The 21,216-nt window shown below is 40.4% G+C and carries 20 protein-coding genes; 16 read left to right on the forward strand and 4 right to left on the reverse strand.

Annotated features, from left to right (window positions below):
* The first annotated feature begins 222 nt into the window (after positions 1-222).
* The 10 genes from panB (at position 223) to LXM54_RS01860 (ending at position 10,971) form a co-directional block, all read left to right on the forward strand.
* Positions 223-1,056, forward strand: coding sequence for a 3-methyl-2-oxobutanoate hydroxymethyltransferase (panB, locus tag LXM54_RS01815; protein ID WP_233313381.1), 834 nt, complete (start codon positions 223-225; stop codon positions 1,054-1,056).
* Positions 1,053-1,898 carry a pantoate--beta-alanine ligase gene (panC, locus tag LXM54_RS01820; protein WP_233313382.1) on the forward strand — a complete coding sequence of 282 codons (846 nt, stop codon included), beginning with the start codon at positions 1,053-1,055 and terminating at the stop codon, positions 1,896-1,898. Before panB ends, panC begins: the two co-directional genes overlap by 4 nt.
* Positions 1,899-1,928: 30 nt before the next feature.
* Positions 1,929-2,312 (forward strand): aspartate 1-decarboxylase, encoded by a 384-nt coding sequence (gene panD / locus LXM54_RS01825; protein WP_233313383.1) that lies wholly within the window; start codon positions 1,929-1,931, stop codon positions 2,310-2,312.
* Between the two features lie 208 nt (positions 2,313-2,520).
* Positions 2,521-5,304, forward strand: a complete 2,784-nt coding sequence (gene dinG / locus LXM54_RS01830; RefSeq protein WP_233313384.1) for an ATP-dependent DNA helicase DinG — start codon at positions 2,521-2,523, stop codon at positions 5,302-5,304.
* 119 nt (positions 5,305-5,423) lie between these two features.
* The gene (locus LXM54_RS01835) at positions 5,424-5,897 is read left to right on the forward strand and encodes a cell wall elongation regulator TseB-like domain-containing protein (protein WP_233313385.1); all 474 of its coding nucleotides are present in this window, start codon (positions 5,424-5,426) and stop codon (positions 5,895-5,897) included.
* A 120-nt stretch (positions 5,898-6,017) separates the two neighbouring features.
* Positions 6,018-7,220 (forward strand): pyridoxal phosphate-dependent aminotransferase, encoded by a 1,203-nt coding sequence (locus LXM54_RS01840; protein WP_233313386.1) that lies wholly within the window; start codon positions 6,018-6,020, stop codon positions 7,218-7,220.
* Between the two features lie 284 nt (positions 7,221-7,504).
* Positions 7,505-8,797, forward strand: coding sequence for an asparagine--tRNA ligase (gene asnS / locus LXM54_RS01845; protein WP_233314722.1), 1,293 nt, complete (start codon positions 7,505-7,507; stop codon positions 8,795-8,797).
* 157 nt (positions 8,798-8,954) lie between these two features.
* A complete protein-coding gene (locus tag LXM54_RS01850) occupies positions 8,955-9,653 on the forward strand; it encodes a DnaD domain-containing protein (protein WP_233313387.1) in 699 nt (232 codons plus the stop codon).
* Between the two features lie 149 nt (positions 9,654-9,802).
* Positions 9,803-10,462, forward strand: coding sequence for an endonuclease III (nth, locus tag LXM54_RS01855; protein ID WP_233313388.1), 660 nt, complete (start codon positions 9,803-9,805; stop codon positions 10,460-10,462).
* Positions 10,459-10,971: a YpoC family protein gene (locus LXM54_RS01860; RefSeq protein WP_233313389.1), complete on the forward strand. Its 513-nt coding sequence runs from the start codon at positions 10,459-10,461 to the stop codon at positions 10,969-10,971. The genes nth and LXM54_RS01860 overlap by 4 nt, the downstream gene beginning before the upstream one ends.
* A gap of 37 nt (positions 10,972-11,008) precedes the next feature.
* Here LXM54_RS01860 and LXM54_RS01865 read toward each other — a convergent pair whose 3' ends face one another.
* Positions 11,009-13,732, reverse strand: coding sequence for a PBP1A family penicillin-binding protein (locus LXM54_RS01865; protein WP_233313390.1), 2,724 nt, complete (start codon positions 13,730-13,732; stop codon positions 11,009-11,011).
* Between the two features lie 47 nt (positions 13,733-13,779).
* Positions 13,780-14,385, reverse strand: coding sequence for a Holliday junction resolvase RecU (gene recU / locus LXM54_RS01870; protein ID WP_233313391.1), 606 nt, complete (start codon positions 14,383-14,385; stop codon positions 13,780-13,782).
* Between the two features lie 92 nt (positions 14,386-14,477).
* Here recU and LXM54_RS01875 point away from each other — a divergent pair, with 92 nt between their 5' ends.
* From LXM54_RS01875 to LXM54_RS01890, 4 genes are all read left to right on the forward strand, one after another.
* Positions 14,478-15,461 carry a DUF2515 family protein gene (locus LXM54_RS01875; protein WP_233313392.1) on the forward strand — a complete coding sequence of 328 codons (984 nt, stop codon included), beginning with the start codon at positions 14,478-14,480 and terminating at the stop codon, positions 15,459-15,461.
* A 147-nt stretch (positions 15,462-15,608) separates the two neighbouring features.
* Positions 15,609-15,869 carry a hypothetical protein gene (locus LXM54_RS01880; protein WP_233313393.1) on the forward strand — a complete coding sequence of 87 codons (261 nt, stop codon included), beginning with the start codon at positions 15,609-15,611 and terminating at the stop codon, positions 15,867-15,869.
* Positions 15,870-15,919: 50 nt separating this feature from the next.
* Positions 15,920-16,276 (forward strand): YppE family protein, encoded by a 357-nt coding sequence (locus tag LXM54_RS01885; protein WP_233313394.1) that lies wholly within the window; start codon positions 15,920-15,922, stop codon positions 16,274-16,276.
* Positions 16,277-16,444: 168 nt separating this feature from the next.
* Positions 16,445-16,972 (forward strand): YppG family protein, encoded by a 528-nt coding sequence (locus tag LXM54_RS01890; RefSeq protein WP_233313395.1) that lies wholly within the window; start codon positions 16,445-16,447, stop codon positions 16,970-16,972.
* Positions 16,973-17,032: 60 nt separating this feature from the next.
* Here the strand turns inward: LXM54_RS01890 and LXM54_RS01895 are convergent, their stop codons facing one another.
* Entirely contained in the window at positions 17,033-17,185 is a 153-nt protein-coding gene (locus LXM54_RS01895; protein WP_233313396.1) for a YpzG family protein, read from the reverse strand.
* 116 nt (positions 17,186-17,301) lie between these two features.
* Entirely contained in the window at positions 17,302-17,781 is a 480-nt protein-coding gene (locus LXM54_RS01900; RefSeq protein WP_233313397.1) for an Hsp20/alpha crystallin family protein, read from the reverse strand.
* A 170-nt stretch (positions 17,782-17,951) separates the two neighbouring features.
* Here LXM54_RS01900 and LXM54_RS01905 point away from each other — a divergent pair, with 170 nt between their 5' ends.
* Both LXM54_RS01905 and LXM54_RS01910 read left to right on the forward strand, forming a co-directional pair.
* Positions 17,952-18,746 (forward strand): alpha/beta fold hydrolase, encoded by a 795-nt coding sequence (locus tag LXM54_RS01905; protein ID WP_233313398.1) that lies wholly within the window; start codon positions 17,952-17,954, stop codon positions 18,744-18,746.
* 221 nt (positions 18,747-18,967) lie between these two features.
* Positions 18,968-21,214, forward strand: coding sequence for a DEAD/DEAH box helicase (locus tag LXM54_RS01910; protein WP_233314723.1), 2,247 nt, complete (start codon positions 18,968-18,970; stop codon positions 21,212-21,214).
* Positions 21,215-21,216 lie beyond the last annotated feature (2 nt).

A 21,216-nucleotide genomic window follows, 5' to 3' on the forward strand; every position in this document is an offset into this window, starting at 1 on the left:
AAGAGGTCTGCTATAATGCTATTGCTGGGCAGTATCTATTTGAACTGCACCTAAAAGGTAAGTAATTGTAGTACATTTAAATGATGTATCTGCCTAGATCCACCAAAGAGGACAAGGACAGAGGGATAAAAAAACAAACTAGTAAACGTATCCTTCTATATTTGTATAGAGGGATTTTTCTGCTTATTTATATCCCCCTCTCCCTAAAAAGGAGGAAAAGTATTGAAAACAACAAGTGATTTTATCAAGATGAAAAATGCCGAAAAAATCAGCATGGTAACAGCCTATGATTATCCATCTGCCAAGCAGGCGGCCAAGGCAGGTGCTGATATGCTGCTAGTCGGTGATTCTGTCGGAATGGTAGTCCTCGGTTATGAATCTACTGTTTCTGTCACAATGGAGGATATGATTCACCATGGCAAAGCAGTGAGACGGGGAGCTAAAGATACATTTATCGTGATTGATATGCCGTTTATGAGCTATCATTTGTCAGACCGTGACACATTAATTAATGCCACAAGACTGATTCAGGAAACAGGAGCAAATGCCGTCAAGATCGAAGGAGCAAATGATGTGATCGACAAAATACGTTTACTCACAAATGCCGGTATTCCTGTGATGGCCCATCTTGGGTTAACACCTCAGTCTGTAGGTGTATTAGGCGGTTATAAAGTGCAAGGGAAAAGCATGGAAGATGCTATGCAACTGCTTGAGGATGTAAAAAAATGCGAGGAAGCTGGGGCTTTTTCCATCGTTTTAGAATGTATCCCCATGCAGCTGGCGAAGGAAGCAGCAGAAAGGTTGACGATTCCAGTTATCGGAATTGGAGCTGGTCGAGATACAGACGGGCAAGTGCTCGTTTATCATGACATCATTTCATATGGAGTGGACAGAGTCGCTAAATTCGTCAAGCAGTACACAAATGTAGATGAACCGATTCTTCATGCGCTTCAGCAATATGTGAAAGAAGTGAAAGCTTCGGCATTCCCGGAAACAAAGCACAGCTATACGATGAACGAAGACGTATTAGAAGGACTGTATGGAGGGAAACGATGAAAGTTATTCATTCAAAAACAGAGATGCAGCAATTGGCACTGCAATTAAAAAAACAACAAAAAACAATTGGATTTGTGCCGACGATGGGCTATTTGCATGAAGGTCATCGTGCCCTCCTTCAAGAAGCAAGAGATGATAATGAAGTGGTTGTTTTGAGCGTGTTTGTTAATCCGCTTCAATTCGGACCGAATGAAGACTTGGATTCTTATCCAAGAGCGATTGAACAGGATAAGAAGGCAGCTGAAGAAGAAGGGGTTGATTATTTATTTCTTCCAACGACAGAAGAGATGTATCCACACACACCTTCCGTTACTGTCCATGTCCAAAAAAGGGCAGATATACTGTGCGGCAGCAGCAGGCCAGGACACTTTGACGGTGTTGCGACTGTTTTAACAAAACTGTTTCAGTTAATTCAGCCTGATAATGTCTATTTCGGCAAAAAGGATGCCCAGCAAGTCGCTGTCGTTGCCGGACTTATTGAAGATTTTCATTTTCCAGTTAAGCTGCATGCTGTTCAAACAGTCAGAGAAGAGGATGGATTGGCGAAAAGCTCACGAAATGTGAAGCTTTCTCCTGTGGAAAGAAAAGAAGCAGGCATTCTTTATCAGACTCTTTCAATCGCAAGAGAAGAACTGATTAAAGGGAATCATCACCTAAAACCGTTAGTCATCAAATTGCAGGAACGCATTGAAAAAGAGACGAGCGGGAAAGTCGATTATTTGGAAATTCTCACCTATCCTGAACTCGAGGCACCATCTGTATGGGAGGGAACTTTCATTATCGCAATAGCCGTCCGTTTCCCAAGTGCCAGATTAATCGATAATATCATCTTTGAGTTATAAACAGAAAAATAGGGCAAAAGGAGCAAACACATGTTTCGAACGATGATGAATGGAAAAATTCATAGAGCGACTGTCACGGAAGCTAATTTGAACTATGTTGGAAGCATCACAATAGATGAGGATATAATGGATGCGGTCGGTATGCTTGCAAACGAAAAGGTGCAGATTGTTAATAATAATAATGGCGCACGTTTGGAAACATATATCATTCCCGGACAAAGAGGGAGCGGAACAATATGCTTGAACGGAGCCGCAGCAAGATTGGTGCAAGTTGGGGACACGGTAATAATTATTTCTTATGCGTTAATGAGCGATGAACAAGCTCACAGCCATAAGCCGAAGGTCGCGATTATGGGCGAGAACAACCGAATTGTTGAATTGTTGAGACAGGAACCGGAAAAGACAATTATTTAAACTTAAAAGGCTTTTTGTTATAATTCTTGCATTATGTAAAAGCTAGTAATGCGTGAGAAGAGGAACAAAAGGCCTTTTTTGCTGCCATCGTCTTAGTGCATTGCAGCAAAATCCAACGGCTAAACGGGCAATTATAATGAAGTAAATTCTTTTCCTTTTCTCCATTTTATGATACCGTTTGAATGACTGAAAGTTAGAGGTGGATGCAATGGGGAATAAATATGTGGTGGTCGATTTGGAGACAAATGGGAATTCACCTAAAAAAGGAGATCGGATCATTCAGTTCGCGGCAGTCGTGATCGAGGATGGGAAAATAGTAGAGGAGTATTCCTCCCTGTTGAATCCTCTGCAGCCGATTTCACCATTTATAGAGGAACTTACAGGCATTAATGACGAAATGGTCGAAGCTGCCCCGTTATTTGAAGAAATAGCTGAAAAGGTGCAGTCCTTATTAAAGGATGCCTATTTTGTTGCACATAATGTCATGTTTGATTTGACTTTTTTATCGGATGAATTAGAGCAGGCTGGGTTTGAAGCATTTTATGGTCCGATTATTGATACAGTGGAAATGGCTAGAATCCTGTTTCCGACAGCAGACAGCTATAAGCTGACAGATTTGGCCATTCAAGAAAATATTGAACATAATCGTCCGCATCAAGCGGATAGTGACGCCTATGTAACGGCAGAGCTTCTATTAATTATGCTAAATAAGATACAAGGCTTGCCGCTAGCAACAATTAGACAATTAGAGGGTTTAAGCGGCGCGTTAAAAAGCGATCTTGATCAGCTGCTAGACAACATCGCTATTCAAAAGGAGAGTAAGCTGCCCTATATTCGAGAAGGGCTGGAGCTGTACAGAGGATTGGCACTTCGGTCAGATGAAAAGGATAAGTCAGCAAAGAGCAAGCAAGAATACATAGATTTTGACAGGAATGAAGTAGAAAACAGGATGACGCAAGTGCTGCCTAACTATGTTACAAGATTAGGGCAGCAGGAAATGATCACAGATGTTCTTCACTGTTTTCAAACAGATCTTCACGGTTTAATTGAGGCTGGAACAGGTGTGGGTAAATCACTTGCTTATTTAATAGCAGCTGCATTTTTTGCGAAAAAAGAAAACAAACAAATCGTTGTTAGCACTTTTACTACACAGTTGCAGGAACAGCTTACCCGCAAGGACTTGCCGCTCTTAGCGGAAATTCTTCCATTTGCTGTTGGATATACGGTGCTAAAAGGACGCAATCATTATATCAGTTTAGATAAATTTGAGGTTTCCCTTAAAGAGCAGGATGACAATTACGATGTGATTTTAACAAAAATGCAAATCCTGATCTGGCTTACAGAAACGAAAACAGGAGATAAGGATGAACTGAACCTGTCAAGCGGCGGTATGAAATACTGGCATAAAATTAAAAATGACGGTAATTTTTCTCTGTCTTTTTCTAAAGAATGGGCACCGAAGGATTTTTATCGGCGGACAAGAAATGCAGCGCAAAAAGCGGATATTATTATTACAAACCATGCGCTGTTGTTACAAGACTTGTCTGGTGACAAAGGGCTGCTTCCGAATTATGAATATGCGGTCATTGATGAAGGCCATCACTTTGAAAAGAATGCCACGAAACATTTTGGCCATCAATTCTCTTATTTCGGCACAAAAATGAGCATTCAATCGATAGGAACATATGAGCAGAAGCAGCTCTTTTACAAGCTGTATTCAAAAGAGAAGAATTTGGAGTACACAGATAAAAAGAAGCTGAACAGACTGCTTTCCGATTTGCCGCTTGAACTAGAGGAGCTGTTTAGAACTATCTTCCGCTATGCGAAAAAAACTGGCGGCAAATCGAACAGCCCTAAAGCGAGCATCCGCATCAAAAGAGATGATTCCATTCAGTGGCAGCAAGTAGAGATTGTTGCAGAGCGGTTCATCTTTTTGCTGAAGGATTGTAAAGATGCGATTATACAATTAGTGGACGCTCTATACAGCACACATGATGCAACTCCCCTTAGTGCAGACCAAGTAATGGCTGCAGACAGAATAAAGGCAATTATGGATGAATGGGATAAATACATGCTGACACTGCGCCATATTTTTTTACGGGAGGAAGACAGCATTGCTTGGCTTGAAGTCGACTGGAAAAACTTTCCGAATCAGGCTATTCTCTACGCCCAGCCTCATTCTGTAGCGGAAATACTTCAGCAGACCCTTTTTGCTCGGAAGAAAAGTGTCGTGTTTGCTTCTGCGACATTGACGGTTAACAACCATTTTGAATACTATGCAAACGGACTCGGGCTTTCCAGTATTAAGCATTTGGAGAAGCAGATTCCTTCTCCGTTTGAGTATGATAAGCAAGTCAGACTGATTGTACCAGATGAGGTTCCAGATATAAATAATGTGCCGCTTGATGAATATATCGAGGCAGTAACAGGACATATCATTTCCATTGCAGAAGCTACAAGCGGGCGGATGCTGATTTTATTTACGTCCAATGAGATGCTGAAGAAGACGTATGAAATGATTAAAGCAAGAGGAAGCCTGCCAGATTATGCGATATTGGCTCAAGGAATTACAACTGGCAGCAGAATGAGGCTGACGAGGAATTTTCAGCGCTATGACAAGGCGATTTTGCTTGGCACGAACAGCTTCTGGGAAGGAATTGATATTCCGGGAGAGGATCTGACCTGTTTAATTATTGTAAGACTTCCGTTCTCCTCTCCAGATGAGCCGTTGAATGAAGCCAAGAATGAACGTATTAAGTCTATGGGCGGCAATCCGTTTTTGGAAAACAGCTTACCAGAAGCAGTCTTAAGATTTAAGCAAGGATTCGGCAGGCTGATTAGGACCGAAACAGATAAAGGGTTTATTGTAATCCTGGACAGAAGAATCATAACAACCACTTATGGAGAGCTCTTTTTAGAGTCCATTCCCAAAGTGCCCGTAATCAGAAAGAAGTTAGATGAAATTGAATTTTTTATCAAGGAATGGATTTAATGGATACTGTATTGTGTTAAAATAATAGACGAAATATCCAAGCAGTCTTTATACTAGAGGCTGGAGCTAAGACTCCGGCCTCTATGAAAAATAAAAAACATAAATAAAGAAGTGATGAAATGAAAAAGTGGATTTGGTCTTTTGTCGGCCTGGCAGTTGTTGTACTCGGAATTGTCATCTATACATATACAACAGCTCATCAGCCAGTATCCAAGGCTCGTGAGACCGCAGAAAAAATAGCAAAAGAAGAAGCAGGCCTTGTCAGCATGGATAATTTTTCTCTCTATAACGGCAATGACAGTTACTACGTAGTAGAAGGAAAAAATAAGGATAAGGAAGATATCGTTGTGTGGATTGAAGAAAAAAGCCATGCGGTGACGGTCAAAAATAAAAAAGATGGGCTGACAAAACAGCAAGTCATTAATAAACTATCATCGGAGAGGGAGCTTTCATCCATTGATACAGTCCGTCTTGGCATGCTTGAAGGTCTTCCTGTTTGGGAAGTGTACGCCCACACAGATGATGATTTAATCAATTATTTTTATTTTGATTATGAAACAGGAGAATTGCATAGAAATATTGAAAATATTTAGAAGTGTACAAAATTTTAGCAAGCATTACGCCATTAAGCTAAAAAAAGGGCTCTCTTAACAGAGAGCTTCGCAGGAATATATCTGAATTTTTTAAAGAATGGTATTTGGAGGAGAAAAACAATGAATGTTCAATTAGCAAAAAGAGTAAGTGCTTTAACCCCATCAACGACTCTTGCGATTACGGCAAAAGCGAAATCCTTGAAGGAAGAGGGACATGATGTCATCGGATTGGGAGCAGGCGAACCTGATTTCAACACTCCTCAAAATATCATCGATGCAGCTGTGAAAAGCATGAATGAAGGTCACACAAAATACACGCCGGCAGCTGGCCTGCCGCTTTTGAAAAAAGCGATTATCAACAAGCTGCAAAGAGACCAAGGTCTAAGCTATGAGCCTAATCAAATCATTGTTACGAACGGAGCAAAACACGGCTTATACACATTATTTCAAGTGCTGCTAGATGAAGGGGATGAAGTAATCATTCCTATTCCTTATTGGGTAAGCTATCCGGAACAAGTAAAGCTTGCTGATGGTGTGCCGGTTTTTGTAAATGGCGTGGAGGAGAACGAGTTCAAGATTACTCCTGAACAGCTGAAATCAGCTATTACACCAAGAACAAAAGCAGTGATTATAAATTCGCCAAGCAATCCGACAGGCATGATTTATTCGAAAGAAGAATTGCTTGCCCTTGGAGAGATTTGTCTAGAGCATAATATTCTGATTATTTCAGATGAAATATATGAAAAATTGGTATACGGAGATAATGAGCATGTTTCCATTGCTTCTCTTTCTCCAGAGCTGAAGGAAGCGACTATTGTCATCAATGGTGTGTCAAAATCCCACAGCATGACAGGCTGGCGCATCGGCTATGCAGCAGGGAATAAAGCAATTATTTCCGCTATGACAAACCTTGCGAGCCACAGCACTTCCAATCCAACAACTCCTTCCCAATATGCAACGATTGAAGCATATGAGGGGCCGCAAGACTCTCTGGAAGAGATGAAAGCTGCATTTAGCGAAAGGCTTGATATCATCCATAAGAAACTGAATGATATCCCTGGGATTACTTGTCTGAAGCCGAATGGCGCATTCTACTTATTCCCTAATATTGAGAAAGCGGTCGAGCTTACTGGATACGCAGATGCAGATAAGTTCGCAACTGCTTTGCTGGAAGAAGCGCTAGTAGCAGTTATCCCAGGATCAGGGTTTGGTGCTGATAACTATATTCGCTTATCTTATGCAACATCATTGGAATTGCTTGAGAAGGCTGTGGATAGAATTCATCGCTTTGTTGAAAGCAAAGCAGCAAAAGAAACGGTATAAAACGATGAAGCGGCAGGCTGGACTTGCCGCTTTTTTGTACTGCGAACAGAATTTTCTGCAAAATAATCCTTTCAGCGATTATGTTGATTGTGATTGTCAAGAAGGGTATAATGTTATGATAGATAGCAAGTAAAACTATGTAAAAATGACTCGGCATTTGTAAAGAAATGTTGCATTTTTAACGGAAATTCCTAAAGCATGCTCATGCTTTAGCTTTAATTTAACCCTTGGGTTTGCTATTACATATCATTTTGATTTTATCGTTTTTGGAGGAGTATATTGTGATTAAATCAACTATAGCTGAATTACCGAAACATGTTGATAAAGAAGTAAAACTAGGTGCTTGGATTGCTAATAAGCGTTCAAGCGGCAAAATCGCCTTTTTACAGCTGCGTGACGGCACAGGTTTTGTGCAAGGTGTAGTGGTGAAAAGTGATGTGGCTGAAGAAGTTTTCCAAGCTGCGAAGTCTGTAACACAGGAATCATCTGTTTATGTTACTGGAAAGGTACAAAAGGATGAGCGCTCACCATTCGGTTATGAGCTTCTTGTTACTGGCGTTGAGGTAATCCATACATCTGTAGATTACCCGATTACACCAAAAGAGCACGGAACAGAGTTCTTAATGGACAACCGCCATTTATGGCTTCGTTCAAAACGTCAGCACGCTGTTATGAAAATCAGAAATGAAATCATCCGTGCGACCTATCAATTCTTTAACGAAAATGGCTTCTCGAAAGTCGATCCACCAATTTTGACAGGCAGTGCTCCAGAAGGTACAACAGAATTATTTGCAACTAAATATTTCGATGAAGATGCTTACCTTTCTCAAAGCGGACAGCTGTATATGGAAGCAGCAGCAATGGCATTAGGAAAAGTATTCTCATTTGGCCCGACATTCCGCGCAGAAAAATCTAAAACACGCCGTCATTTAATTGAGTTTTGGATGATCGAGCCGGAAATGGCTTTTTATGAGTTCGAAGACAACTTAGTTGTTCAAGAGGAATATGTCTCCTTTATCGTTCAATCTGTTTTGGCAAATTGCCAGCTTGAATTGAAAACATTGGGAAGAGATGTGTCCAAGCTTGAACAAATTAAAGCACCATTCCCAAGAATCAGCTATGATGATGCAATTAAATTATTGCATGAAAAAGGCTTTGATGATATTCAATGGGGAGATGACTTTGGGGCACCTCATGAAACAGCAATTGCTGAAACTTACGATAAGCCTGTTTTCATTACGCATTACCCAACATCACTAAAACCATTCTACATGCAGCCAGACCCTAACAGGGACGATGTTGTTTTATGTGCTGACTTGATTGCACCTGAAGGCTATGGTGAGATTATCGGCGGCTCTGAGCGTATTCATGATATGGACTTGCTTGAAAAACGTGTTCAGGAACATAACTTGGATGCAGAAACATATAAATGGTATTTAGAGCTTCGTAAATACGGTTCTGTGCCACATTCCGGTTTTGGTTTAGGGTTAGAAAGAACAGTAGCATGGATTAGCGGTGTAGAACATGTCCGTGAAACGATTCCGTTCCCAAGATTGTTAAACCGTTTGTACCCATAATAATAAACATAAAAGGGAAGAATGCATCGATTAGAGATGATCCATGCATTCTCCCTTTCGTTTTTTTAGAAGGACACTTGTGTTTCCTTCAATTGCCTGTATATCCACGATACAAGCAGTACCCTTTTGTATGCTATACTAGATTAGAGGTGTTACAATGAATAAATCAGTTATGCTAAAATGGCTCCAAGAAGGAAACATCCATATTCCAACCACACTTCTAACCCATTATCATGCACTTAAACTTAATGAAAAGGAACTAGTTCTTTTGCTTCAAGTTCTTGCTTTTTTAGATAAAGGAAATGAATTTCCGACTCCGACAGAAATTGCAGCAAATATGTCTATTGATGCAGTGGAATGTCATGAACTGCTAAGTCAGCTTATTCGCCGAGGATATATCGCTATTATGGACGGCGAAAATGATCATGGCATCCGCTTTGAGCGTTATTCTGTAGAACCGCTGTGGGAAAAGCTGATTGATGAATATTTGGCTGCAGATAAAAAAGAAGAAGTAGTGCTCGATCAGAAAAAAGAAACAGATCTTTACACATGCTTTGAACAAGAGTTCGGCAGACCGCTTTCGCCGTTTGAAATTGAGACTTTAGGTATGTGGATTGACGATGATCACCATGATACAGTCATCATTAAAGCTGCCTTAAAAGAGGCTGTTATTTCTGGGAAACTGAACTTCCGCTATATTGACCGAATATTATTTGAGTGGAAGAAAAACGGTATTAAGACAATACAGCAGGCCAAAAGCCACGGAAAGAAGTTCCGTTCTTTTCAAAACAGCAACAAGGAGCAGGAAGAAGCACCAACAAAGTCTGTTCCCTTTTACAATTGGCTGGAACAGTAACATTTTAGAGACTGTTAAAATTCTCTTTTCTTAAAGGAAAATAAGAATGACAGTCTTTTCTTGTGTGAACTATCAAACTATTATATGGAAAAATCATGTGAGCCAAAGAGCATCTCTTTGGCGAAAACTAGCAAAAAGGGCTGAAGAACATGTTGAAAAAAGGTCAGATTAGACATTGTCTTGATGTGATGGGCGAAATGTTCCCAGAAGCACATTGCGAGCTTGTCCATGCAAATCCGTTTGAATTAGTCATTGCAGTTGCTTTATCTGCACAATGTACGGATGCACTAGTTAATAAGGTTACGAAAAACTTGTTTCAGAAATATAAAACGCCAGAAGATTATTTGAGTGTTCCGTTAGAAGAGCTTCAAAATGATATTCGGTCTATTGGCCTATTTCGAAACAAGGCGAAAAATATCCAAAAGCTGTGCCAAATGCTACTGGAGAACTATAATGGCGAAGTGCCGAAAGACAGGGATGAATTAATTAATCTTCCTGGGGTAGGAAGAAAGACCGCAAATGTTGTTGTGTCTGTTGCCTATAATATTCCGGCAATTGCTGTTGATACACATGTGGAAAGGGTAAGTAAAAGGCTTGGTTTTTGCCGCTGGAAGGACTCTGTTCTTGAGGTAGAGAAAGCGCTGATGAAAAAGGTGCCAGAAGAAGAATGGTCAGTCACTCATCATCGCATGATATTCTTTGGCAGATACCATTGTAAAGCCCAAAATCCTCAATGTGAGGCTTGTCCGCTGCTGACAGAATGCAGAGAAGGCAAAAAAAGAATGAAAAAGGCCGGTGTCCTTGTATGACAAGTCTCGTTATAGTGGATATTCCTGCGGAAATTAAGCATATTGCTCTTGATCCGAAAGAAGGGAAGCTAGAGGTGTATGATACGGAAAGCTTTCAAGTAAATCGGCCTTTTATGCATGAGGCAGCTTATTACCACGGGCTGAACACTCTTTACCCATGGCATCCTGACGAGCAAAAAGCTTGTATAACAGCCATTTTTAATCTTTGGAAAGAAAAAAGGACAGAGATAGAGGCTGCGATTCAAAAAAAAGATAAGGACGTAACCGTACGTACAGTCAAAACAGGGGTCCGTCTTTTCCTTGAATGTTTGTACTGGACGAATGACAGTCCTGTTCATCTGCAAAAGGGCCTTATTGCAAACGAGCTGTCGGTTAAGCCCTTTAATGCAGAAGAGAGGCTTACCTTTATTTTATCAAGACCTGGAGGCTACCATTCCTACCGCCAGCTGGATGAGCTGTTTAAAGAACTGGAAAAACAGTTTGCGATAAAAATGATTAAACGCAAATAAAAAATCGTTCCCCTTCAAAAGGAGAACGATTTTTTTATTATGGCGTTGTGGCGCTTTGCTCTGATTGGTCTGCAGAAGAATCATCTGACTGTGTGGACTCATCCGCCTCATTCTCATCAGGCTCGTTTTCGTCAGGTTCGTTTTCATCTGCTTCCTCATCTGAGTTATTGCCGTTGTTACCATTACCGTTGCCATTATTATTGTTGTTACCATTACCATTACCGTTATTGCCATTTTCATTGTTGCTGTTGTCGGTTTCCTCTTCACCTGTATTTTCATCATCGGTCGTTTGGCCATCGTCAACTGTTTCATTTTCTTCCTCTGCAGGCTGTTCTTCCACCTTGGCAGGAATTTTGACCGATGCTGATACAGCGTCGCTTGTCATGTCACCGCTCTTAGCTGTAATGGTGAATGAATACGTGCTGTCAGGATCTGGTTTGGCAATCTTAATGCTCGTATCAGATGTTGTTGTAAGCTGTTCAGAAGCGCCGCCGTTAATGCTGACACTTACATCAAACTTCACATCACTTGTATCACCGTAGCTCCAAGACACATTTACTTGATCATTGTCTTTATCATAGGAAGCTTTAGCATTTTTAGCTGGATCGAGCTTATTGTATTTCTCAGATACTTTCTGGACGATATTGCCTTTGACCGCATATTCAGTCATGATTTGACTGCTTGGCGTGTAGCTGCTCGCAAGTCGTGCTGGATATGTGCCTTTTTCGATGCTGACTTTTTCCACGCTGTCAGGCATTTTGAAATCAGCTGTTTCTACATCCTGCGAAATATATTGCATGATGTTTTTAAATAGCAGCTGGGCAATCCGCTGGTCATTGCTGACAGTATTGGAGCGCAAGTAATTTTTCCTCTCAGCGTATCCAGTCCAGACGGCCATCGTGTAATTCGTTGTATATCCTGCGAACCAGGCATCAGGTGACGCACCGGCCGGAATTCCATATTTTTGCATCTCATCAGATGAATAGTTTGTCGTACCAGTTTTTCCTGCCAGCGGCAAGCCTGGAATATTAGCAGTAGATCCTGTGCCATATGCTGAGTTAACAACACTTTTCAGCATATCTGTAATCATAAACGCTGTGTAATCCTGCATGGCCACTTCAGATTCTGGCTCCATATTGATTTTCGTGCCATCATTCAGCTTAAAGTAGCGAACAGCATGAGGGGTATTGTATACACCTTCATTACCAAATGCACTGTATGCACCTGCAAGCTGAAGTGTGGTAATCCCTTTATCTTCCCCGCCGATTCCTCCAATTGAATAGGATTCATATGCGTTCTTAAGAGGGATACCCAAGTTGTTGGCAAACTCTTTCGCATTATCAGCACCAGCTGCACGGAATGCTTCTAATGCAGGGATGTTTCTGGATCTTGCCAACGCCTCACGGATGGACATTGAACCAAGAAACTTATTATCAAAGTTATTGATTGGTGTTTTGGCAGCATCATTATACGTTGTCGGTTTATCCTCAATCGTTTCATATGTGCCCCATTTTAAATATTCTATTGCTGGACCATAGTCTAGGATCGGTTTAATAGTCGAACCAGGCTGACGCGGATTTTCTGTTGCATAGTTGAAGCCGAGCTTCACATCAGGATCACGGTCGCCGCCAAGTGCGAGAATGCCGCCTGTTTTCGTATCAAGCAATGTAATCCCTGCTTGGAACTCCTCATCCGGGAATTCAACGATATTGCCTTCATACATCACCTGATCTACATAATCTTGAGCTTTCGTATCTAAAGTTGTATGAATTTCCAATCCGTCTGTATATACATTGACATCTGGGTATTTTTCTTCAATTTCCGCAATGACTTGCTTAATGTATGGATCGTATTTCATATCAGACGTTTCTCTGTTATCTTCCGCTACAAGAGAGTCTGCAAGCGGTGTTGCCTGAGCTTCTTTCATTTCCGCTTCTGATATATATCCATGCTGGTTCATCAGCGACAAGACGATATTGCGGCGCTGTTCAGCACGGTCCGGGTTTTTGAACGGATTATAAGCGTTCGGTGCCTGTGGCATTCCGGCAAGCGTCGCTGCTTCTGGCAATGTCAGCTCATCTAGTTCTTTGTCAAAATATACCTTTGCCGCAGTTTTAATTCCGCTCATATTCTCAGACATGAAAATCTTGTTTACATACATTTCGAAGATTTCCTGCTTTGTATACTTGCGTTCAAGCTGAATGGCAAGCCATGCTTCCTGCGCTTTACGCGACAGCGTTTTTTGCGGCTGGTTGAAGAAGAAGTTCTTTACAACCTGCTGTGTGATTGTACTTGCACCTTCTGAACCAAAACCGTTGGTGAAGTTCGCGATAACCGCACCGCCTAAACGGATTGGATCAATTCCATGATGCTCAAAGAATCGGGAGTCTTCTGTTGCGATAACCGCATTTTTCACAAGGTCTGGGATATCTTCATATTGGACATAATCTCTGTTAACAGCCCCAATCTTCTCAATAGGGTTATCATCCTTGTCATAGATAGTTGAAGAGATGGAGTCCTTTAAGACGCTTTCATCAAGCTCCGGAGCATCCTTCACCATGACAGCAAATGTGATGCCGCCTGCAATAATGCCGACTATACCAAGGCTGATCAGCACAAGGAAAATCCGTTTAAAGATCTGCTTGGCGCCTTTTTTGTTCTTTTGCTTTTTATCTTTAGGCTTTTTCTCCTTCGTTTTTTTAGTATTCGCCGATTGGAGCTGCCTGCGCCGCTCCTCTCTCGTTTGGTATTTATCTGTCATACTAGTTCCTACCTTTCTTTTCCAAAAACAAACAACAAAGATATCGCTTAATCGAAGCTATAAAGATAATCTATTACTCTAATATAGTCAATCCTAGCCTGAAAGCCAAGTGCTATCGGATGGGCAGTGTTTATTAGCTCTTCCTTCGTTATGGACTTTCTTCCTCCATCTAGCATTCTATCCCAATAAATGAAGAGCTTTTCTGCCTCTAAATAGAATATCTCATCTGATGAAGAAAATCGAATAATTACAAAACAGATTCCATTTTGGTCACAAACAGACCGCATATGTTTGATTTGGTGGTCATGGAAGTTATTCAGGGGAAAAGAGGTCCCGTGCTTTGTTTCCTTAGCCTCAAAATCAATGTATTTGCCTTTATATACCCCATTATAGTCTGTTGTAGATGCCTGTTTAAAGTAAGCCTCTTTTATGACTGCCGCGCTTCTTTTCGGGTAGTCAACCTTTACGATTTGTAATGGAGTTGGCTTTTTGTGGATGACTGCTTTGCCCAGTTCTAAGTAGTATTGGTTTGTTATGTTGATATCTTCTTCAAGTGTCATGCCCCGGTTGCTGTAGCTGTGCTTTTTGCTGGCGGAGCTGTTCGTTTTTAATTTAGGTATATACTTTTTTCCGTTTGGATAATGAAGTTTCACATTTTCACCTCGCAGCTTTTAACCCTAAGAAAGAATAACTTCATGATAACAACAAACAATATAACATAATTTCTGAAAAAGAGGTGTCTTTTGTGGTAGGTATAAATGAGCATTTCTTATCAACTGAAGAGAAGGAGCTAATAAAAGACATACGCTGTTTAACAGAAAAAAATAACTTAGATAATATTACGAGAACAGACAGTTATCTCGAATATTATACCATGAATAAAGAAATCCAATGGTCACTCCTTGCAAGCCTCGTGTCAAGGAATGCGGGCTGGAATATGTGCGACTTGGCTGGAAGCTGGTTTCCCTTGTCTTTAAACGAGAAAACTCGCCTCAATTTATTTGCTACGTATGAACGGGCAAACTGGATGATTTTTCAAGATGCATACCCACAGCTGCTTCTCTATGAGTATTCGACGAAAAGAAGAGCGCCAATGTTTCATTTACTTAAATATTTTTCTGTTTCCACTTTTATGGAAAAGGAATGGCAGCATTATTGGCAGTATCGGAATAAAAAAAGGCTTGTCTTCAGCCTGATCATCAATGAACAGAATGTCATTGAAAAACCAATCATTAAAAATAAGCTGTTCCAAAAAGAGGTTTTTCATACATTCGCCTATAGGTTTCAAGATTTCTGGCATTTAAGTTCCGTGTTTTTCCCAACACTTAATGGAGACATATATGGAAGGAGTGTCTCATCATTCAGCTCATTGGATCGCCGCATTCAGCTTGGCAAAGAATTATATGCCATTTTGTTTAATACAAGGCTAAATGAGTCTTTTCTGCAATTTGCACTAAATATACCACATACAGGTTCACGGGCTGATTATGAAAAATATGTTTACCCTCGGCACCGCAAAAACACGCCCATGCTTAGGACGAGCTATCCTGTTTTTATACAAAAGGAAACGAGCGGCAATGATTGGAGTATCCATACAAGAGTGAAGGCCAAATGGAAAAAAGACAGTGTCCAAGTGGAACTAGCGCCTATGACAGAGTGGTACAAAAGAAAACAGGAAAAGCTTCACAGGATGATAAAGCTAGAAACTTTTCTTGCTGGCATTTTTTAAACTAGAGAAGCTTTGCTGTCGAAATGAAGAAGGTCGATTGGAGAATTCCCGCTTTCTTTGACGAATCCCTTCTAGTTTTGTCAGGCATGCAGGACTTAACAGGGAAACAGAGAAATCAGTATACACAATAAGCATGGAGGGGATTAGATGTCTGTTTATAATAAAGAGGAATTGATGAATTTACTGGAAGGAATACAGGAAGACTTAGTAGAACTCGACCAGTTATTACAGGATAGGAATACTGCCTTGACTAACGACATCATGCTGCATGAACAAACGCTCGACCACTTGGAAGGAGCGTTGGCCTCCTTTGAAGACAGATGCTTAACTTCCCAAAACGAATCAGATTATAATCAACACCAACCGTATATGAGCAGCCTTTCATTAAAACTTGAACTAGGATCATAAATTCACTAAAATAAAGAAAAACATGTTTTACGTTATATTGGAGTGCAGCTATGACAAATTTTCAGCGTTTAAAAGAGCTTACAGAAGAATTACAAGAAAGTGCTAATTACTTGGTGGACATCTTTCAAAAAGTAAAATCGACAGGAGAAAGCGAAGATTTTTACGAGGTTGTCAGACCATATGCCAATAAAGTGGCAGAATGGAATGCCGAGTGGAAGGATCTTGCTGAAGAGTGGGTGAAAACAGAAAAACCCCTTTATCTGCATCCAAGCCAAATAAGCACAGCTTCTGATCATCTGGAGGTTATCTCGATACAAGCCTTTTTCAAGGAGACGAGTAAAAAAAGATTTTTAGATTCAGCAAAATCAGTGCAATTTATTTTACAGACTGTTTTAGACAGACTGTAAAAAAAGATAACCATAATGTTTCTGCCGTTTATGAAGCTGTATAAAACCAGCCTCAAAATAAGGAGCATTATTTTTTTTTTGCTTCCTTTTCCCTTTTAGCAGTTAGGCACCATCTAGGCATTTTATACATAAGATAAAAGAGGGCTGCATGAATAGGAGGGGATATATATGCATCAAAACATAAATATGCATGGACATTTAACAAACAGTGGGCGTGCTTATATGAACGGCTATGCTTCTCACCCCCAAAACGTCCAAACGTTTGACCGTACATTTAATCCATATATGAATCAAGGATGGAACCCAATGATGAATCAGCATTATCCAGGGTATTACGGTAATGATGTGAACCAGCAGCATCAAGCTTTTGGCGGTTATGAGCAAAGCTATTTTCATCCGCAAAATGCTTATAAGCCAAATACCCAAAATGTGTTTCAAAACCCGCTTCACCAGCAAGAAGAAATGTATCAGCCGATGATGCAGCAAAGCATGCACCAGCAGTATATGAATCCATATCCGAAACAATCGTTTAACCAGAAAAAACAAGGCAATTTCAAAGGCTTTATGAACTCATTTAAATCACAGGACGGGTCCTTAGACTTCAATAAGATGCTAGATACAGCTGGAATGATGATGAACGCCATGAACCAAGTAACAGGAGTTGTCAAAGGTGTTGGAGGAATATTTAAAGTATAGTCATCTGTGAAAAAAAACTTGCTGCAGATATGCAGCAAGTTTTTGCTTTTTCTTTTCACCTTACCAGCGATTAGCTTTTGCATTTCGACGTAGGATAAGATTATTCCTAGACATTTCCGTATGCCCGTTTACTTGCGACTTGGAACGTTTAGGTCTAGTCCAATTATGATGAAATAGCTCAGAATGAGGATCCAAATTATCTTTGTAACTCATCAAATCACCTCTTAGCAGGATTTAAAGAAAAAGGAATGCCCAAAAAGGAATGATCCTTTATGGAACATTCTTTAGTATGCGTCTAATTCAAATTTTTACTCTAAAACAGTTATCTATTATGAAAGGATATTTATTTTTTTACCTTTTTGTTTTTTGACTCGTATTGTTAAAAGACCGTTCTGATAGGAAGCTTTCACTTTCTTTTCATCAATAATATAGGGAAGAGCGATTGTTCGGGAGCTTTTTTTGTAAGTTTGGCTTTTATGAACGAGTTGCTGGTTTTCATTCTCCTCTTGCACTAATTCTAAATGGGTGACACTGATTGTTAAACGATAATCAAATACATCAAGATGAATTTGCTCTTTATTAATACCTGCAAGCTCCGCTTTTATTATATGTTCATCTGCTGTTTCGTTGACAGAAACTGGGAAGGACATATTGGGAAAGGGATTGCTAAAGAATTCATCCATTGACTGCAGGAAATTCTTAACAGGTCTTTCTTGGAAAAATTGATTCATGGATTTTTTTATTAACTGAAACGGCTCTTGCTTTTCAGGATTGTTTTTTCTCGGTTCAAAAGGGAATTGTGATGACATGCTAGCACATCCTCCTTTATATAGGTTTTTGTGAATAGTTTATGCATCAAACATTTGTGGGTGCTTAACTATCTAGACGAAAGGTTGGCAAATCTTAAAATACATGTTTTTAAATACCGGAAAAATAGCTTAAAATATACGTAAGACGTTTAAAAAAGGAGTTAACAGTTATGGGAACAATAACGATAGATAACCGTGAGCTTAACTTTGTGGAGCAAGGCAGAGGCAATCAACAAACAGTTGTCCTGCTTCACGGCTTTTGCGGAAGTACAGAATATTGGAAAAAAATGATGGCGCCACTTTCAAGTAAATATCATGTAATCGCCATGGATTTACGCGGTCATGGCAAATCAAGCTTTGACGGCGAAGCATTCGAAATGGAGGACATAGCCCGTGATGTTAAAGTGCTTCTAGATACCCTTGAAATTGACACTGTCCATTTATTCGGCCACTCCCTCGGCGGATATGTTACATTGGCTTTTGCTGAAAATTATCCCAATAGACTTAAAAGCTATGGCCTGATTCATTCCACTGCTTATCCGGATACAGATGAGGGCAAAGCAGGCAGGCTTAAAGCGATTGAAAAGATTCAGGACTTAGGAATACATGCGTTTATCGACGGTCTTATTCCGAACCTGTTTGCAGCAGATTATAAACTCGTAAACGAAGAGGAAGTTTTGGAAGTGAAAGAAATCGGCTATAAAACAGATCCTCTTGCAGCAATGGAAACATTAGCAGCAATGAGAAAACGTCCAGATCGCAATGCTGTCATTGACCAGCAGTCTTTCAGGTTTTTACTCGTACAAGGGAAATTTGATAAGGTGGTTCCAGCTGACCGTGCTGTTCGTTCCTCTGCACCACATGTAACAGTAAAAGTACTAGATGCAGGCCATATGGGCATGTTGGAAAATCCAGAAGAACTGCATTCACTCTTGACCGATTTTATTGATAGCAGTACAAGCTAATTTACTCTGCAGGTAATTTCTGGATAGATTGAAAAAGATTCGCTTGAAAGAAAAATTGTATAAATGCATAAACGTCATACTATGTTAAGGATTATCATTCATAAGACCGTAACAAGAAGCAGGGCCTAACTTACGTCAGGCCCTTTTTCTTTGCATTTATATGCTGGAAAACCAAACGTTTATTCGGTATATTATGTACAAGAGGTGAATGAAGACTCATGATAAGGAAAAAATCCCTTTCTGAATTAATAGAGGAACTAAAGAAGAATGAAAACATTATTAACTGGCAGGAGATTGAGCCCAAGGAAGCTTCCGTGCGGCCAATGCCTGACAGTGTTGATCATAGAATTAAACTTGCCCTGCAAAAAAGAGGGATTGGCGAGCTCTACAGCCACCAATACTCAGCATATGTAACCTTAAAAAAAGGAGAGAATATTGTGGCTGTAACACCGACAGCCTCAGGGAAAACATTATGCTACAATCTTCCTGTTCTCCAATCAATTGCTGAAAATGACGCAAACCGTGCTCTTTACATCTTTCCGACTAAGGCGTTAGCACAGGACCAAAAGAGCGAATTAAATGAGATAATTGAGGAGATGGGCATTGATATTAAAAGCTATACGTATGATGGCGATACATCACCAAGCATACGTCAGGCTGTCAGGAAAGCCGGCCATATTGTAATAACAAATCCTGATATGCTTCACTCTGCAATCTTGCCTCATCATACAAAGTGGGTCAGCTTATTTGAAAACCTTAAGTATGTGGTTATAGATGAACTTCATACATATAGAGGCGTGTTTGGCAGTCATGTTGCCAATGTTATTCGCCGGCTTAAACGAATTTGTAAATTTTACGGCAGTGATCCTATTTTTATTTGCACATCTGCAACGATAGCAAATCCAAAGGAACTCGCTGAGCAGTTAACAGGCAATCCTATGCGTCTAATTGACAATAACGGAGCACCGCGCGGAAGAAAGCACTTTGTTTTTTACAATCCGCCGATTGTAAATAAACCGTTGAATATTCGCAAAAGCGCCACAGTCGAAGTCAATCAGCTGGCAAGAAAGTTTTTAAAGAATAAAATTCAAACAATCGTGTTCGCACGCAGCAGGGTTAGGGTCGAAATTATATTGAGTCATATTCAGGAGCTTGTTAAAGACAAAATCGGATCAAGGTCCATTAGAGGGTATCGGGGAGGCTATCTTCCGAAACAGCGCCGTGAAATTGAGAGAGGTTTAAGAAACGGTGAGATTTTAGGGGTAGTAAGTACGAATGCTCTCGAGCTGGGCGTTGATATCGGACAGCTGCAGGTTTGCATCATGACCGGATACCCAGGCAGTGTTGCCAGCACATGGCAGCAGGCAGGACGTGCTGGCAGAAGACATGGCGAGGCCTTAATATTAATGGTTGCCAGCTCAACGCCGATTGATCAGTATATTGTTCAAAATCCAGAATACTTTTTTGACAGATCACCAGAGTCAGCACGAATCAATCCAGAGAATCTAATCATTTTAGTGGACCATTTAAAATGTGCAGCTTATGAGTTGCCCTTCAAAGACAATGAAGAATTCGGGCCGCTTGATGTGAAAGATATTTTGGAATATTTAGTAGAAGAACGAGTAATACATCAAAATGGTGATGCTTTTTACTGGGCAAATCAGTCATTTCCAGCGGGAAATATCAGTTTGCGTTCTGCTTCTCAAGAGAATGTCGTCATAATTGATCAGTCTGAGACTGCCAGTCATAAGATTATTGGCGAAATGGATCGGTTTAGTGCCATGACCTTATTACACGATGAGGCAATATATCTTCATGAAGGTGTTCAATTTCAAGTTGAAAAGCTCGATTGGGAGCATAAAAAGGCATATGTCCGCGAAGTGGACGTCGAATACTATACAGATGCTAATTTAGCCGTTCAGCTAAAGGTGTTGGAAATTGATAAAACCGAAACGAGAAAGAAGACAGCTATCCATTATGGTGATGTTTCCATTAATATCCTTCCTTCTATCTTTAAGAAAATCCGGTTGACAACATTTGAAAATATCGGCTCAGGACCGATTCATCTGCCAGAGGAAGAGCTTCATACAAGTGCCGCTTGGCTTGAGTTGAAAGAAATTGATGAAAATCTTGGTGAGAAGACATTAGAGCAAGTGTTGTTAGGAATCTCCAATGTGCTTCAGCATGTTGTTCCAGTCCATGTTATGTGTGACCGAAATGATATCCATGTTGTTTCTCAAATAAAAGCAAATCATACAGGATTGCCGACCATTTTTCTTTATGATCACTATCCTGGCGGAATCGGGCTTGCAGAAGATGTTTATAAGCGTTTTGACCAAGTAAAGGCCGCAGCGAAAAACTTAATTCAAAGATGCCCTTGCAAAGACGGCTGTCCGGCTTGTATTGGAACAGAAATAGAAGGGATTGCTGCAAAGGAAAACAGCATCAGGATTCTCGATTTGTTTTAATC

Origin of the sequence: Bacillus sp. Au-Bac7 (assembly GCF_021341655.1) — a bacterium.
GTDB lineage: Bacteria > Bacillota > Bacilli > Bacillales > Cytobacillaceae > Niallia.

What these genes read in the sequence shown, in the direction of transcription:
- panC (WP_233313382.1), top strand. Translation starts at nt 1,053, where the DNA reads ATGAAAGTTATTCATTCAAAAACAGAGATGCAGCAATTGGCACTGCAA.
- panD (WP_233313383.1), top strand. Translation starts at nt 1,929, where the DNA reads ATGTTTCGAACGATGATGAATGGAAAAATTCATAGAGCGACTGTCACG.
- dinG (WP_233313384.1), top strand. Translation starts at nt 2,521, where the DNA reads ATGGGGAATAAATATGTGGTGGTCGATTTGGAGACAAATGGGAATTCA.
- LXM54_RS01835 (WP_233313385.1), top strand. Translation starts at nt 5,424, where the DNA reads ATGAAAAAGTGGATTTGGTCTTTTGTCGGCCTGGCAGTTGTTGTACTC.
- LXM54_RS01840 (WP_233313386.1), top strand. Translation starts at nt 6,018, where the DNA reads ATGAATGTTCAATTAGCAAAAAGAGTAAGTGCTTTAACCCCATCAACG.
- LXM54_RS01850 (WP_233313387.1), top strand. Translation starts at nt 8,955, where the DNA reads ATGAATAAATCAGTTATGCTAAAATGGCTCCAAGAAGGAAACATCCAT.
- nth (WP_233313388.1), top strand. Translation starts at nt 9,803, where the DNA reads ATGTTGAAAAAAGGTCAGATTAGACATTGTCTTGATGTGATGGGCGAA.
- LXM54_RS01860 (WP_233313389.1), top strand. Translation starts at nt 10,459, where the DNA reads ATGACAAGTCTCGTTATAGTGGATATTCCTGCGGAAATTAAGCATATT.
- LXM54_RS01865 (WP_233313390.1), bottom strand. Translation starts at nt 13,732, where the DNA reads ATGACAGATAAATACCAAACGAGAGAGGAGCGGCGCAGGCAGCTCCAA.
- LXM54_RS01880 (WP_233313393.1), top strand. Translation starts at nt 15,609, where the DNA reads ATGTCTGTTTATAATAAAGAGGAATTGATGAATTTACTGGAAGGAATA.
- LXM54_RS01885 (WP_233313394.1), top strand. Translation starts at nt 15,920, where the DNA reads ATGACAAATTTTCAGCGTTTAAAAGAGCTTACAGAAGAATTACAAGAA.
- LXM54_RS01890 (WP_233313395.1), top strand. Translation starts at nt 16,445, where the DNA reads ATGCATCAAAACATAAATATGCATGGACATTTAACAAACAGTGGGCGT.
- LXM54_RS01895 (WP_233313396.1), bottom strand. Translation starts at nt 17,185, where the DNA reads ATGAGTTACAAAGATAATTTGGATCCTCATTCTGAGCTATTTCATCAT.
- LXM54_RS01900 (WP_233313397.1), bottom strand. Translation starts at nt 17,781, where the DNA reads ATGTCATCACAATTCCCTTTTGAACCGAGAAAAAACAATCCTGAAAAG.
- LXM54_RS01905 (WP_233313398.1), top strand. Translation starts at nt 17,952, where the DNA reads ATGGGAACAATAACGATAGATAACCGTGAGCTTAACTTTGTGGAGCAA.